This window comes from Porphyromonas miyakawae, assembly GCF_045865415.1.
Classification (GTDB): domain Bacteria; phylum Bacteroidota; class Bacteroidia; order Bacteroidales; family Porphyromonadaceae; genus Porphyromonas; species Porphyromonas miyakawae.
Window position 1 is genome coordinate 26,254 of the sequence record NZ_BAAFSF010000004.1, and the last position, 15,507, is coordinate 41,760.

At 43.7% G+C, this 15,507-nt stretch carries 14 protein-coding genes; 3 read left to right on the forward strand and 11 right to left on the reverse strand.

Annotated features, from left to right (window positions below):
• Positions 1–305: 305 nt before the first annotated feature.
• Positions 306–2,024 (forward strand): enhancer of polycomb-like protein 1, encoded by a 1,719-nt coding sequence (locus ACLWMH_RS05725; RefSeq protein WP_411915747.1) that lies wholly within the window; start codon positions 306–308, stop codon positions 2,022–2,024.
• Positions 2,025–2,404: 380 nt separating this feature from the next.
• Positions 2,405–3,061 (forward strand): rubrerythrin, encoded by a 657-nt coding sequence (gene rbr, locus ACLWMH_RS05730; protein WP_411915748.1) that lies wholly within the window; start codon positions 2,405–2,407, stop codon positions 3,059–3,061.
• Positions 3,062–3,387: 326 nt separating this feature from the next.
• On the opposite strand, the gene ACLWMH_RS05735 is transcribed toward rbr, so the two are convergent.
• The 5 genes from ACLWMH_RS05735 to ACLWMH_RS05755 all read right to left on the reverse strand — a co-directional run bounded on the left by ACLWMH_RS05735 (position 3,388) and on the right by ACLWMH_RS05755 (position 7,038).
• Positions 3,388–3,951 (reverse strand): 4'-phosphopantetheinyl transferase family protein, encoded by a 564-nt coding sequence (locus ACLWMH_RS05735; RefSeq protein ID WP_411915749.1) that lies wholly within the window; start codon positions 3,949–3,951, stop codon positions 3,388–3,390.
• A gap of 9 nt (positions 3,952–3,960) precedes the next feature.
• The gene (gene gldE / locus ACLWMH_RS05740) at positions 3,961–5,325 is read right to left on the reverse strand and encodes a gliding motility-associated protein GldE (protein WP_411915750.1); all 1,365 of its coding nucleotides are present in this window, start codon (positions 5,323–5,325) and stop codon (positions 3,961–3,963) included.
• A gap of 18 nt (positions 5,326–5,343) precedes the next feature.
• Positions 5,344–5,712 (reverse strand): single-stranded DNA-binding protein, encoded by a 369-nt coding sequence (locus ACLWMH_RS05745; RefSeq protein WP_411915751.1) that lies wholly within the window; start codon positions 5,710–5,712, stop codon positions 5,344–5,346.
• Between the two features lie 61 nt (positions 5,713–5,773).
• Positions 5,774–6,424: an O-methyltransferase gene (locus ACLWMH_RS05750; RefSeq protein WP_411915752.1), complete on the reverse strand. Its 651-nt coding sequence runs from the start codon at positions 6,422–6,424 to the stop codon at positions 5,774–5,776.
• Between the two features lie 182 nt (positions 6,425–6,606).
• On the reverse strand, positions 6,607–7,038 hold the full coding sequence (locus ACLWMH_RS05755) for a type II 3-dehydroquinate dehydratase (protein WP_411916233.1): 432 nt from the start codon (positions 7,036–7,038) through the stop codon (positions 6,607–6,609).
• 51 nt (positions 7,039–7,089) lie between these two features.
• Between ACLWMH_RS05755 and xerD the strand changes: the two genes are divergently transcribed.
• Positions 7,090–7,989, forward strand: a complete 900-nt coding sequence (xerD, locus tag ACLWMH_RS05760) for a site-specific tyrosine recombinase XerD (protein WP_411915753.1) — start codon at positions 7,090–7,092, stop codon at positions 7,987–7,989.
• Here the strand turns inward: xerD and lpxB are convergent.
• From lpxB to metK, 6 genes are all read right to left on the reverse strand, one after another.
• Positions 7,983–9,113, reverse strand: coding sequence for a lipid-A-disaccharide synthase (lpxB, locus tag ACLWMH_RS05765; protein WP_411915754.1), 1,131 nt, complete (start codon positions 9,111–9,113; stop codon positions 7,983–7,985). The two genes, xerD and lpxB, sit on opposite strands and share 7 nt — an antisense overlap.
• Positions 9,114–9,121: 8 nt before the next feature.
• Entirely contained in the window at positions 9,122–9,907 is a 786-nt protein-coding gene (gene surE, locus ACLWMH_RS05770; protein WP_411915755.1) for a 5'/3'-nucleotidase SurE, read from the reverse strand.
• Positions 9,908–9,917: 10 nt separating this feature from the next.
• Positions 9,918–10,439, reverse strand: coding sequence for an FKBP-type peptidyl-prolyl cis-trans isomerase (locus tag ACLWMH_RS05775; protein ID WP_411915756.1), 522 nt, complete (start codon positions 10,437–10,439; stop codon positions 9,918–9,920).
• Positions 10,436–11,983, reverse strand: coding sequence for a glycine--tRNA ligase (locus ACLWMH_RS05780; RefSeq protein ID WP_411915757.1), 1,548 nt, complete (start codon positions 11,981–11,983; stop codon positions 10,436–10,438). Before ACLWMH_RS05780 ends, ACLWMH_RS05775 begins: the two co-directional genes overlap by 4 nt.
• 112 nt (positions 11,984–12,095) lie before the next feature.
• Complete coding sequence (gene dnaA / locus ACLWMH_RS05785; protein ID WP_411915758.1) at positions 12,096–13,538, reverse strand: chromosomal replication initiator protein DnaA; 1,443 nt, start codon at positions 13,536–13,538, stop codon at positions 12,096–12,098.
• 503 nt (positions 13,539–14,041) lie between these two features.
• Positions 14,042–15,325, reverse strand: coding sequence for a methionine adenosyltransferase (gene metK / locus ACLWMH_RS05790; protein WP_411915759.1), 1,284 nt, complete (start codon positions 15,323–15,325; stop codon positions 14,042–14,044).
• Positions 15,326–15,507: the final 182 nt, after the last annotated feature.

Genomic DNA, 15,507 nt, shown 5'->3' on the forward strand with positions numbered 1-15,507 from the left:
CTTTTCAGTTGGAAGACACACCGGGCAAAAGAGATTTAATGTTTATTATTTTACAGGAAATAAGAAAATTCAATACTATTTGTTGCATGGTGGCACTTTTTCTGAAAAAGTTTTATATCTTTACCGCAGTACAGACTTGAAAGCTATAATTACCCATTACAAGCAATTGCTAAAGAGGGTAATAATATTTTATAATCGAATAGTCAAGCTATAATGCAACTAATCGATACTTAAGAATAAAATGTTACCATTGGCCCTATAATTCAAGAAGTAGAAAAACAGTATAATTTAATAAGATCTGACTTATGAAAAGACAAAAGAATGCGCTGAGAATAGCGATTATTTCATTATTTACTTTCTTCTTTCTCTTCTCTACAGCCGGAGCGACTCCAAATGAGGGAGCGACTATAGTTAAGACTCCGCAAAGCAATAGTTTGAAAGAGAAAAACGATGGACAAACTCAGATCTCTTTTGTTATACCGGGGCAAGAGTGGACCATCATGTATAATATGAACCGCCCGGGGGGACCTACGGGACAAGACAATCCGCCTCAATTCAATAAGAAGAAAATAGGGGCTTCCGTTACCATAGGTCACACCACTTACTACCCGGTAGTCAGTGATGGCTATAACTCTAGGCAACCCAATCATCCGGACAACAATCGAATCGTCTACTATCTTCGCGAAGAGGGAGATCAGGTGTACATTCGGTATTCAGAGGCAGAAGAGGAACAGTTGCTCTTTGACTACAATCTTGAAGAAGGAGACTATTTTTTCCTTAAGAAATTCACCGAAAAAAGGGAGCGAATACCGGTCAAGCTGGTCAAGAAAGACATTGTGCAGATGGCAGGTGCCATGCGACGAGTATACTACTTTGAGTATTTATATGCCGAGAAGCATCGCGAGCTAAGTACATTGAATTATACCGACGACTTTTGCTGGATTGAAGGCTTAGGTACACCTTGGGATTTTGTCTCTTACGATGCGCATGAAATAACAGGTTCATACCCTCCTAAGTGCATTTACTTCACTAACGCTCAAGGGGTCAAGTATGGGATATTTGGACACGCATCTGACAGTGAGTCAGCCCATAAAGAGGGAGCTGCTCTACCCACATACGAATACCCGAAGAATACCCCTACAACAGGAGCATCTCTCTCAGAAAACTCAGAGGATACATTCCTTTCCATCGCTGTGCCCAAACACAAATGGAGTATAAAATTGCCGGCAGGGAGCGCACTTAACGTAACCGACAAAGATCAGTATTATACGATGAAATTTGAAGAACCGGTAGTACACGACAAAGAGATATACTATGTATTGGAAAGCTCCATCGGGAGAATAAATGAAAAAGGGGCATCGCGAACGGTTTACTTTGACGTACGAGATACAGAAGGCAAGGTGCTGGTGTACAACTTTCCTATCCCCATCATTGATTACAATAAATGGGTGATCGGTAAGTATTATCCGCTCCACTCAGAAAAGGCGATTCGTACGAAAGGACAAGAGGGAGATATCATCTATTCGACACTAAAGAAAATAACCACCGAGCAAATTGCCGGTGCTGACCGCAAGTGCTACTATTTTGAGGATATTGATGCCCCAAAAACAGCCTCTCAGGCCGATGCCCTTCGCAATTACAAGTGGGTAGAAGGGATCGGCACGGAGTCCGGCTCTGTAGTATTTGTCCGTAAGAATGCCGAGGGCATGCCGGCAGCGCAAAACGTTTGCTTCACCGAGAGCAATGACCTAAGCTATCCGGTATTTGGAGGAGAATGCGGACATGCGGATCAGGCTGAGTGGATCGATACTCCGGCAGACCTCTGTAAAGTAATCTTACACGATGGTGTTTTGCAAATTGTAGCAAGCGATAATCTACCTCACTCACTAAAGGTATTTACGCTTACAGGAGAGCTTCTTATGAATGTTTCCTCTTTCACTAACTCATACACAGCTTCTTTACCCAATGCACATACTTTGTTAATCGTCATTGACAAGGCCGGACGAAAGGTAGTAGCTCAATAACGGCTGAGCTCTAAGCGGCAAATATTTTTATTCATTGTGGGAGACAATGCGCTTCCACCTCATCAGAGCCCCGGGCAAATGGATTTTTCCATCACCCGGGGCTTATGGTACGCTACATTTTCCCCTACCCTACATCTTTCCTTAGCACATTAGGATATATACCAATAAATGACTATTTTTGTATAGGAGAGAATAAATTAGGATGGTCCTAAAGAACGTTGCAGAAAGAAAGGGTCTTCGGCAAACATCTGAATAGTTAAAAGCTTATTCAGAGAGCCATTTTCTCTGTATAACAGAGGAATAGGCGCAAAAGCCCCAATTACAAATTTGGAAAATAAGAAGAGAATAGGAAATTTCGTTTAGGAAAAGGAAACATTATTATGAAGAAGAAAAAGTTTATTTGCCCTGTTTGCGGTTATATTCATGAAGGGAACAAGGCACCTGCCGAGTGTCCTGTTTGTCATGTCAAGGCTGAGAAGTTCAAGGAGTTTAAACCCTCTGCACTGAAGGGCACAAAGACGGAAGCCAACTTGATGGCTGCGTTTGCCGGAGAGAGCCAAGCACATGCAAAGTACCAGTACTATGCATCTAAAGCTCGTAAGGATGGGTACGAACAAATAGGCGATATCTTCATGGAAACGGCAAACAACGAGAAAGAGCATGCTAAAATATGGTTTAAACTCCTCCATGAGGGCGATATACCCGATACCACGCAGAACTTAGCCGATGCAGCCGCCGGAGAAAACTATGAATGGACAGACATGTACGACAAAATGGCTCAGGAAGCAATGGAAGAAGGCTTCCCCGAGATTGCTATCAAGTTCCGTACAGTAGCTGCTATTGAGAAGAAGCACGAAGAACGTTATCGCAAGCTTCTGAAGAACATTGAGGATAAGGTTGTATTTGCCAAAGATGGCTCTGCTATTTGGCAGTGTATCAATTGCGGTCATATTGTAATAGGAAAAGAGGCTCCGGAGGTTTGCCCTGTATGCAACCACCCGCGCAGCTTCTTCCAGATCTATCCAGAGAATTATTAATGTAGCGGCACCCCTTCTCTTCTTCCATGGGCGTTTTGTTCGCTCAAAGAAAGGGAAAGGAGAAATGCCACTTTATAAAGAAGCCCTGCCACTTTTGGCGGGGCTTTTCGCTTACTACCTAAAAGGCTCCTCGCAAGTACTTGATAATAGATCTATTCTTAAGGGAGAAAACATCTATACCTTTCACTTGAAAGATCTGTATTTTTCAAACGAAAGATCAGAACCTATTTATTCAAATCATCTCTATCTTTTTTTAACAGATCCCGGATATAAAAAAATAAGGCTTGCACCCTATTCTCCCATCTTTCTGCTTATTTCCGCTTCTGCTATTCGGTAAGCGCTGCAATACAGACAGAGGCTAAGAGATAGGCGCGTGAGCGGTAGAAGGTTACGGGAAAAGATCGGAGCGTAGGATAATATAGAATATATCCATTGTCGAGCAGGTAATCGCTTGCGAATCCGGCTGAAGCTTGAGGAATGGCCTTGAAAGCGGCTTCTTTGGCGCACCACACTTTCAAGGCATATTCCATTGCCTCATGTCTGCCCGCAAGTGAATGAAAATGTGCGAGCTCCTTATGATGCATAAATCGAGGGGCTGAAGTGAGGAGCTTTTCCCGAGGCTCTTCAATGTCAATTCCTACGAAGCGAGCAGCGGGGGCAATTAGGACGGCTACATAGTGTTCACTATGTGCGATAGAGAGCGAGCAGGCGTAATTAAAGAGGAAAGGCTTTCCACTATTGAGATGAGCTAATTCAATGTGATTATTAAGAAGCAATTCAAGGAGCCGACAAGCCGCTGCCGTGCTTCTTTGGCGAGTGGATAGAGCCTCATCCTTGGGAGTAAGCCTATCGATATGTGCGACGGTAGGGGTATAAGGGTATGGAAGCATACCACCCATTTACTTTGCGTCGGCAATACCCACAGACGCAGGAAGGGTTATCTTGAGCTGTAGGATACGACGCTTATCTACAGCAGTGACCTCGAAAGTGAAGTCCTTGTAGGTGACCACGTCTCCCCTATGGGGTAACTCCTGCTTAATTTCAAGAAATAAGCCACTTAAGGTATCTACTTCTTGTGTTATTTCAGCAAATATGGAGGGGTCAATATCCAACAAGCGACAGAAATCATTGGTCGGAGTTTTGGCATCGAAAAGGTAAACACCATCGGCAAGTCGTGTGTAAGGAAGATCCTCTTCATCATATTCATCCGTAATGTCTCCAACAATTTCTTCCAAAATATCCTCCATAGTGACTAAGCCGGATGTGCCGCCATACTCGTCTACTACAATAGCAATGTGAATACGTTTAGCCCTAAGTTCTTCCAGTAGATCGTCTATTTTTTTGTTTTCGGGTACAAAAAAGGCAGGACGTATAAGATTTTGCCACTCAAAATCATCCGATTCATTGATGTAGGGAATACAGTCTTTTATATAGAGGATGCCACGAATGTTATCTTGCGTACCTTCATAAACCGGTATACGCGAATAGCCACACTCGACAATAAAGTCAAGCACGGCCTTAAATGACCAACTATAGTCAATATTAGCCATATCAATACGAGGCGCCATGATATCTTCGACTCTTTTATCGTAGAAGCGCACTATCTCCTCCATGATATCGCTCTGTTCACTACCACTTTCCACGGTTAACTCCACCGCTTTAGAAAGGTCATCCACAGATATATCATAGCTATCGGAGCCGTTACCCCTCTCTATACGGGTACCCAGTTTAACAAGACTTTTGGAAAGCGGACTCAGATATTTGACAATAGGTGCCATGATTACACAGGAAAAGCGGCAGAAGGCTAAAGGATTGCGTGTAGCATATACTTTCGGGATGATCTCCCCAAAGAGAAGCAAAAGAAGGGTTAAGCCGATAGTTTGTACTACGAAGCTGAGTGTTTGGGATGTGCCAAAATCAAAGAGTTGGGTTAGCGCATAGTTGCTCAGAAGCACAATAGCAATATTGACCGTATTGTTACAGATCAAAATAGTAGCTAAGAGTTCCTCGGAGTGGCCCAATAGGGATAAGAGCGTTTGATCTGTTTTTGAGTTGCTATTGCGAATGGTATGAATGTCTTGAGGCGTGAGTGAGAAGAAGGCACTCTCGGAGGAAGACATATAGCCGGAGATAATAAGCAGTAAGATTACAACGGCTATGGAAATTCCAATCTGCCAAGAAAAGGGATTTATCGTGACCCCGGCGAATAGATTAGCAAAGGAATTGCCGATTGAAAGTAAAAGTGGAATCGATTCCGGATCCATCAATAATTAAGTGTGTTTTTATTTAGCTTCAGCATCCTCCCCATTAGACTGAGGCTGCTTATTAGCGTCTAAATAGGTAATTCGATCAGCAATAACCTCGGTAATGGTACGCTTAAGATTATTCTTATCGGTGAATTGACGGGTGGAGAGCCTCCCTTCAATAAAGAGCCGTGTACCTTTTCGGGCCTGTTCGCCTGCGGTAACGGCTGCTTCTCCAAAAACTACGATGCGGTGCCAATCGGTTTGCTCTGAAGTGCTCTTTTGTCGCGTAGCGGGACGATGGGTAGCCAGCATAAAGGTCGTATAGGCTTGATTGTCGTTGTAGTACCTTATTTCGGCATCTTTGCCTACATACCCCATCAGTATAACTTTATTTATGGAAGACATATTATATACACTCCATTCTCTATCTTTATCGGCAAAGTTAGCATATTCCCATGAATGCGTTTTACTTAACACGAATCAGGGTTAAACCATCTCGTATGGGAAGTAGAAAAGAGGTAACACGCGAATCGGATGCAACTAAACGGTTGAAATCGTCAATTCCTTTTGTTTGCGCATCTTGAGGCATGGGATCTTGGATTACTTTCCCATCCCAAAGGGTATTATCTGCAATAATGACAGCTCCTGAGGGTAGCTTTGGAAGCAATTGATTGTAATAAGTGATATATTCACGTTTATTAGCATCAATATATACGAGATCAAAGGTGTGCGCCTCAGTAAGCTTCGGAATAAGTGCCGTGGCATCTCCAATATGCAGCTGCACACGCTCTTGAAATGGGGACGAGGCTATATTTTGTCGAATAAGCTCCTCTAATTCGTCATTTTTTTCTATGGTGAGGACGAGCGCACCTTCTCTCTGTAGGCCCGAAGCAATGCAGAGAGAGGAGTAGCCACAATAAGTGCCGATCTCAAGTACACGATGAGGATTGATGACCGCTGTAAGCCAGGCGAGTAATTGTCCTTCGTAGGGACCCACTAACATACGGGGTTGCATCAGATGTAGGTGGGCTTGGCGACGGATATGAGATAGATAGGGAGGCTCCTGTTCACTCATCCGCTCTGCATAAGCCATTATTTGCTCTATAGAAGGTGTCATTTTTTGTTCGTAGGCTTACTTAATTGGGTCAATCGCTTAGAATCTCTCTGTTTTTCCCCGCTGCTAAACACTTACTCTTTACTCTGATAGGCTATGAACTCTTTGATGAGCGCTGCGTATGAGTTGAGACAGGTATGACGCACGATGATTAGTTAGTTCGCCGATAAGCCTTTAAATAGTGCTTACTTGGCTTGGTTGGCAATAATTTGCTCTAATCCAATAAGAGCTAAACGGTAGCCGTCTAGACCGAATCCCGATACACTACCTTTACAGAAAGGTGCGATAAGGGATTGACGACGAAAGCTCTCTCGAGCATATATATTGGATATGTGCACCTCTATTACAGGTACTACAGTAGCACGAATTGCATCAGCGATAGCTACAGAGGTATGGGTATATCCACCCGCATTTAGCACAATACCATCCGCCTCAGTGCTTTCAATCCGATCAATTATTTCTCCTTCTGAATTGGTGTAGCAGCACTCAATAGTAAAAGGAAATAGTGCTTGAAGAGACTCTAAATAGGGCACAATAGGAGTAGATCCATAAATATCTGGCTCCCGCTTACCGACATGCTTTAGATTAGGTCCATTGAGGATCAGTATCTTGTTTATTGGCATTGATTTCGCTTATCTTTGTCACAAAGATAGTGTATTCGTAAGAGAATGATAGATAGAAATGCCAAACTATTGGAGCAATATCGTCAGTACCTTCGTTTAGAACAAAACCTGACAGAGAATAGTGTAGAAGCCTATTTGTCGGATTCGGCAAAGTTGATCGACTACGTAGAAACTGAGGGACTCGAGTGGCGAGAGATTGATTATGCTACACTTCAGCAATTCCTTGCTCAGCTCTATGATATAGGCATCACAGCACGCTCTGTGGCACGCATCATTTCCGGTGTAAGAAGCTTTTTCCGCTTTCTACTGCTTGAGGAGTACATTGAAAGCGATCCTTCAGAGTTGCTGGAAGCACCTAAAATAGGAGTACATCTTCCAGAAGTGCTTACTGTGGAAGAAATAGACGCTATTATAAAAGCTGCGGATGTGGATACCGCAGAGGGGCCAAGGAACGTGGCTATCATTGAGCTGCTCTATAGTTGCGGTTTGCGGGTTTCGGAGCTTTGTTCTCTTCGATTAGCCGATATATTCATAGATGAAGAATATTTACGTGTATTCGGAAAGGGAAGAAAAGAGCGACTAGTTCCTATGAGTCAAAAGGCTATCCGCTCAATTGAGCGCTACCTCTCCTCTCCCGGTAGGGCAGAGCCCAAGCGTGGAGAAGAAATCTATCTCTTTTTATCTAAACGAGGGGTTAGAATATCGCGGATAACTGTGTTTGCATTAGTTAAGGACTTAGCTGAGAAGGCGGATATACAAAAGAATATAAGCCCCCATACGTTTCGTCATAGTTTTGCAACTCATTTATTGGAAGGTGGAGCACATTTGGAAGCCATCAGACTCATGCTCGGACATGCAGATATATCCACCACATCCATATATACGCACATTGATAGGAGTCACTTACGCGATCAGATCCTTAAGTATCATCCACGTAATCAATAATAATAGATTCGTTGCGCTGCTCCCATAGCTGCATTCTTTTTCCCGAGCGTTACACGCACTTGCTCATATCCTTTGCGTATCTCTTCGGCATGGGCAGGCTGTAGTATCTTTGTTAATTCTTTACGGATACGTTGTACAGTAGCGTCAGCAGCCAATAGCTCAGTGACCACTTCTCTACCGGCAATAAGATTTACCAAAGAGATATAAGGTACTTTAATAAGCTTGTCAAATAGATAGTTCAATATTCTTTGCCCATTTATTCGGTAAATAACGACTTGAGGAGTACCAATGAGGGCTGTTTCAAGCGTTGCAGTACCCGAGGTAACCAAAGCTGCTTTCGAAGTCGCCAAGAGTGCATAGGTACTATTTCGCACTATGGATACATGGTCCGTTAGGTATGGGGTATAAAAAGAGTCCTCAATACCTGGAGCTGCCGCAATAACAAAGTGATAATCTGTGAAAGAAGCAGCGACCTCTGTCATGAGCTTAAGATTGCGACGTATCTCCTGCTTCCTACTACCGGGCAGCAGAGCTATAAGAGGTCTTTTCTCAGATATGGGTAGTTGATGTTGATTATTTGACCCAATGTGCCCATCTGTAGAGCAGTATGGAGCAAGTTCCTCTACAGTAGGATTGCCTACATAGGTACATGGAATATTGTGATTTAAAAAGAAGGCTTCTTCAAATGGAAGGATAGAGAGCACTTCATGACAATACTTCCGTAATAGCTTTACTCTGTCTGTTTTCCAAGCCCATACTTTAGGAGCTATATAGTAGAAGCGTTTTGCTTCGGGTAGTGCCTTGTAGGCAAAGGATAAAATATAGCGGAGATTAAAGCCGGATGAATCTATCGCAATCACCCGATCAGGAGCAAAACGAAGCATAGCGCGCTGTATTTCCCTGGCAGCGTGTCGGATCGATCTATAATTCCTGATGACCGGACCGAATCCCATGTATGCGATTTTCTTGTAATGGAGTATAGGAGACGTACCGGCAGCCTTAGCCATTGCTTCTCCTCCCATAAATGCGAATTCTGCTTCAGGATCTAATTTCCTTAGGGCACTGATCAGCTCCCCGGCATGTAAGTCTCCGGATGCTTCACCCGCTACAAGAAAATAACGCATAGGAATAGTCAGAAGATGGGCTTAATATGCTCCATCTTACCCCTCAATTCATTGAGATAACTATGATTAGTCATATCAATTTGGATAGGCGTCAGTGTAGCAAAACCCTCTCCCAAGAAGTCGAAGTCAGTAGCTTCGTCTTCTACCGTTTTCACTTGATGCCCAGTCATCCAATATACCCTACCCCCACGTCCATTTTCGCTTTCATGGTACTCATTCACAAACTTACCAACTGCTTGCTTGCATACTTTCATACCCTTCGGCTCCTCTAAAGGTAGATTAAGGCTGAGCATGGTATGAATTGGTGTCGGGTTATGAAGCATCCAATCCGCAACAGCCCGAGCATAACCGGCTGCATAATGCATATTAGCCTCTTCACTATGATCATTAAGTGAAACAGCCAGGGAGGGTATTCCTGCTATGGTTGCCTCTAAGGCAGCGCCTATTGTGCCACTATAAAGTACACATACGCCATCGTTTCTTCCATGATTAATACCGGCCACTACTAAGTCGGGAAGTCTATCATTAAAGAGTACGTTGAGTGCTAATTTGATGCAGTCAGTTGGCGTTCCCGTAGTACGATAAAGGGAGAAGTTTTGTTCCTTAATTACTTGCTTAATCGTAAGGGGTACGATAGAAGTAATGGATGAGGAAGCGCCACTTCTCGGCCCATCAGGAGCCACTGCTATCACTTCTCCTAATGGGCGCAATGCTTCAATGAGGGCAGTTAAGCCGGGGGCGTGGATACCATCATCGTTGGAAATTAAGATCTTTGGAAGGTTAGGTTGGTTCATATTGAAATTTTTATGGAATATATTCAGGTATAATACTATCTAATTGTAGGTGAAAGCGGAGCGCTGAGTACCCTCTTACCGATGAAGTTGTGGATGATCCGTAACCTAAAAACCAGGGAATGATAACCTCTGTTTCATCTCCTACTACCATATTTTGCAAAGCTATTCTGACCCCTAATATACAATCATTAGCTCCTCCTCTGTTGATAGCCATTGTGGCAGGTTTTTCGCTATCGAAGTTACTGTCTATCTCTGCTTTATTGCCGGCTAAGTAGGCACAGGAGTAATGGATCTGAACACGAGATGTTTCAATCGGATTGACAGTACCGGTTCCATGCTTGAGATACTTCATGTACACAAAGGCAGTCGACCCATCTATAGATACAGCCTCGTACTCTTTATTAGAGGCAAAGTCTTCAAATGCCTTTTCGTTTTCTCTTCTCCATTCTTCAGTGGCATTGTAGCGTTCTTGGCAAGCCGTAAATGCGAACAGAGCAATGAGCGATACGACTATTGTAGTGTAAGCTTTCATTGTGCTATTTGCTTAAGTAGGTTAGTCATATTGGTTTTTGCATCGATCACTTCGGTAAGCTGATCTATATTGATGCGTTCTTGCGCCATAGTGTCGCGATCTCGTATAGTAACGGTATTGTCCTCCAGTGTTTGGTGATCTATCGTAATACAATAGGGTGTACCGATTGCGTCTTGGCGACGGTAACGTTTGCCTATAGAGTCCTTTTCGTCATACTGACAAGCGAAGTTGAAACGAAGCTTTTCTACTACGTTTCGCGCCTTTTCATCCAATCCATCCTTGCGCACTAAAGGAAGTACAGCAAGTTTGACAGGAGCCAAGGCAGGGTGCAACTTAAGCACCACACGAGATTCTCCGTTGTCTGTAGCCTCTTCGCAATAAGCTCCACACATAACGCTTAAGAAAAGGCGGTCTACACCAATGGAAGTTTCAACCACATAGGGTATATAGCTTTCGTTCTTCACCGTATCGAAGTAGCGCATCTTCTTGCCGGAGAACTCTTCATGGCGCGAAAGGTCATAGTTTGTGCGGCTGTGAATACCCTCTACCTCCTTGAAGCCAAAAGGCATTTGGTATTCGATATCGGTAGCTGCATTAGCATAATGAGCCAGCTTTTCATGATCGTGATAGCGATACTTTTCATCGCCCAAGCCAATAGACTTGTGCCACTTCATCCGCAAGTCCTTCCAATACTCAAACCACTTAAGCTCCTCTCCCGGTGCTACGAAGAATTGCATCTCCATTTGCTCGAACTCACGCATACGGAACACAAATTGTCTCGCTACGATCTCATTACGGAAAGCCTTTCCTATCTGTGCAATACCGAAGGGAAGCTTCATACGACCGCTCTTCTGCACATTCAAGAAGTTTACAAAGATCCCCTGGGCTGTTTCGGGACGCAGGTAAATACGCATACTACTGTCTGCGGTTGATCCCATTTCTGTGGAAAACATAAGGTTGAACTGACGAACTTCAGTCCAGTTTGTAGTTCCTGAGATAGGACAGACGATCTTCTTTTCAATGATCAGCTCCCGCAGTCGGGTAAGATCATTCTCCTCCATTGCTTTCGCAAAGTCATGGTGTAGAGCCTCGTACTCATCCAAGTAGCCTTTGACGCGTGCATTTGTCTCTCGATACATCTTTTCATCGAAGCTCTCTCCAAATCGTTTGCGTGCCTTTGCTATCTCTTTGTCTACTTTTCCTTCAAGTTTTGCCAGATAGTCCTCAATCAATACATCCGCCCGGTAACGTTTTTTAGAGTCTTTGTTATCGATAAGAGGATCATTGAAAGCATCCACATGTCCTGAGGCTTGCCATATCTTTGGGTGCATAAAAATAGCACTGTCCAAACCCACGATATTCTCGTGTAGCAAGGTCATGCTCTTCCACCAATATTGCTTCAGGTTATTTTTTAATTCTACTCCGTATTGACCATAATCATATACGGCAGCCAAACCATCATAAATTTCCGAAGAAGGAAATACAAATCCGTACTCCTTACAATGTGAAACTATTTTTTTAAAGAGGTCTTCTTGTTGCTCCATAATCTATAATTCGTGTGCTATACCTATTCGAAGGGGCAAACCTCACCACGCAGGCATAGCGATGTATGTCTTTACAAAAATAGTAAATTAAAGCAGATGTGGTACGTGGTGCTTACAGTAAGCACTCTTTCTCTATATCCCTGATGGTAGACTTCATCAGTCTACTTTGCTCCATTTGCTCTTCCACCACTTTGCAGGAGTGCAGTACGGTAGCATGGGTTCTTCCACCTAACATTTGCCCAATGGCTGTGAGGGGCTCATCGGTGTACTTATGTGTGAGGTACATCACAATTTGTCGCGCCATCACAATTTCTTGCTTACGGCTTTTGCTACGCATCTCATCTATAGTAATTCCCAAGCGGTCAGAAACTAGCGTAACAAAGCGATCCAGAGTAAGATCCGGCTCATCAATGCGTACATTGAGGCTTATTATTTCTCGCGCAAACTTCAGGTTGATCTCTTTTACTCCCCTTGCTACTGAGTGTGCCAGCAGAGTGGATATAGTACCTTCCAAGGTACGCAGATTGCCCGTAACGCTCTTTGCTATGTAGTTGACTACATCCTCGCTGAGTCTGACTGACTCTCTCTCCATCTTTTGGTGTAGCACATTGCGCCTCAGTTCTTCATCGGGACGATCTATCTGTGTAGTGCAAGAGCCGGATATACGCGAAGCCAACCGCTCGTGCATGCCCTGAAGGTCAACAGGTGGTTTATCGCAAGATAGCACAATCTGCTTACCTAACTGAAAGAGGTGGTTGAAGATTTGGAAAAAAGCAATCTGTGTTTTCTCCTTTCCAATCAGTCCCTGTATGTCATCAATTAGGAGCACATCTACCTGTTGGTAGAAGTGCGTAAAATCATCCGTCTTATGGTTGCAGGAAGCACTCGTGAACTGTTGCAGGAACGTGTCACTAGATATGTATAGCACGCGCATTTCCGGATGAAGCTTAAGTATTTCCCAGCCAATAGCATTGATAAGATGAGTTTTCCCTACTCCGGGTGCTCCGTAAACGAAAAATGGATTGTAGGTAAGCATTCCTGGCTTCTGGCTGATATGCTTAGCCAGTGTATAAGAGACCATATTTGAAGCGCTTTCGATGAAGGTATCGAAAGTGAAGTTTTCAATCAGGTTATGCTTCCACCCGATTGTATTTGTCTTCACCGATGGCTGTACCTCTGTGCGTCCGGCATTCTCGGGATGCGAGAGCGTCGTAATGGAGCCACTATTATCACGTCGTACACTGCTATCAATAGGGGCTATGTATCGGAGCCGCGCCGCCGGTCCCATAATCCGTGTCAATACATCGGCAAAGATATGTGAGAAGTTCTTTTCAATGTACTCAATGAAGAAATTAGAGGGTACACGTATGGTAAGGGTAGAATCTATGCAGCTGATTGGTTCAATAGGAAGAAACCAAGTATTGAATGCCTTCTCTTCCAAGCGTTGCTTGAATAATGAGAGGGCAGCACTCCATATTTCCTCATGAGAGAGCTGTACCGCTTCCCCACTACTAAATATTCCCCTGATCGCCGCAGATCCTTCATCAAGTGCCATGATTCTTCTCTTTCTTCTTCTCTTTTTCTTATCTTTCTCTTTGCTTCTTTTTCGTCAGAAACGGGTGTAATGAGGGTTCTCCCATGAGATAGAATACTTTAGGAGGTTTCCCTAACGTTGCAGTGCAAAGGTAACCCAAAGGGCAACGTTTCGCAAGAGCGACATTTCGTCCGATGTTTGTTACTTTATAGTTAAGAGTTTTGATTACAACAACTTCCGAAAATAAGTTATCAACATATCAGGCGATGTTTGCTAATCTACTGACAATGAGTCGGAAACATCTATATTATTTTGTGAAACATAGCACTTTTAAACAGAACGTTTATCCGTAATTCTTTCTTATCAAAGGCACTTTGACTGTGAAACAACCTGAATGATGCCCATAGGTCAAAGATTAAAATCATTCAAATCTTTTATTTGATCTATAGGACAAGAATACGGTGACTCTAACGCTAAGGAAAGAGTCACCGCTCTACGGTTATTCATTATGGGGAGGTATATCCTTATAGCAGATGGCTACGCAGTAAATCTACGGCATCCAGCTTTTCCCAGGAGAATAGCTCTACTTCGCAATCAACCGATTTGCCATCACTATATTCAAAGTGCTTGGTCAGTGTACGCGGTGTACGCCCAAAGTGACCATAAGCAGCAGTCTCTCGATATATAGGGGTGCGAAGTTTGAGGTTTTGTTCAATGGCATACGGACGCAAATCAAATATTTCGCCTATTTTCTTTGCAATTTCCCCATCGTCGAAGCGTGTTTTATTGGTGCCGAAGGTGTTTACATAGATACTGATCGGCTCTGCAATACCAATGGCGTAAGCTAATTGTATAGATACCTCGTCTGCAATGCCTGCAGCAACTAAGTTCTTGGCAATGTGTCTTGCCGCATAAGCTGCGGATCTATCCACTTTAGAGGGATCCTTACCGGAAAAGGCGCCTCCTCCATGTCCTGAACGCCCTCCGTATGTGTCCACGATAACCTTTCGACCTGTCACACCGGCATCTCCGTATGGACCACCAATGACGAATTTACCTGTTGGATTAACCAGCAGCTTATAGCCCTTTTCAAAGAGTGGGCGGAAGGCAGCTCCGTAAGAGTCAATTACGGGTGGAAGAATGTACTTTTCTATATCTTGTTGGATACGCATACGCATCTCCTCGTCCGCCTCTTGCTGCGCCTCTTTAGTGCTATCTTTAGGGCGAATAAATTCGTCATGCTGTGTAGATAGCACAATGGTATCAATGCGAATGGGATGATGCGCATCATCGTATTCTACGGTTACCTGACTTTTAGCATCAGGACGCAGATAAGGGAGTACACCCTCTTTCCTCGCTTTTGCCAATGTCTTGAGGAGCTCATTGCTCAAGTCGGTTGTGAGCGGCATATAATCGGGTGTCTCATTGGTGGCATAGCCAAACATGATTCCTTGGTCTCCGGCACCCTGCTCTTCAGGGGTAGCGCGTATTACACCGCGGTGAATATCCGGGCTTTGACCATGTATGGCACTTAATATACCACAGCTATCTGCTGCAAAGCCGTATTCGCTTTTAGTATATCCTATTTCCCGTATAATACTGCGCGCTACACGGTCATAATCTACATGTGCCGTTGAGCTGATTTCTCCGCCCAACATGAGTAGCCCTCTCGTGGTCAACGCTTCAAGCGCCACCTTAGAGTCTGCATCGGCTGCTATGTAATGATCTAATAACGCATCGGCTATTTGGTCACAAACTTTGTCCGGATGTCCCTCTGAGACAGATTCAGACGTATAGAAATAACTCATATCTACTCTCTATTTTTTTTGTTTTACTTTTCTTAGAGAGGAAAGAAAGTGTTTTTTGAGCTTGTCCCTCTTTACCGGTGAAACGCAGTGTAGTGAGCAGGCATTGAGGAAAATACTGTTGATACGCATCCAAACCAAATGATTTACTATCCAAACCATCAGTAGGGCGTGAGTTTTAGCAG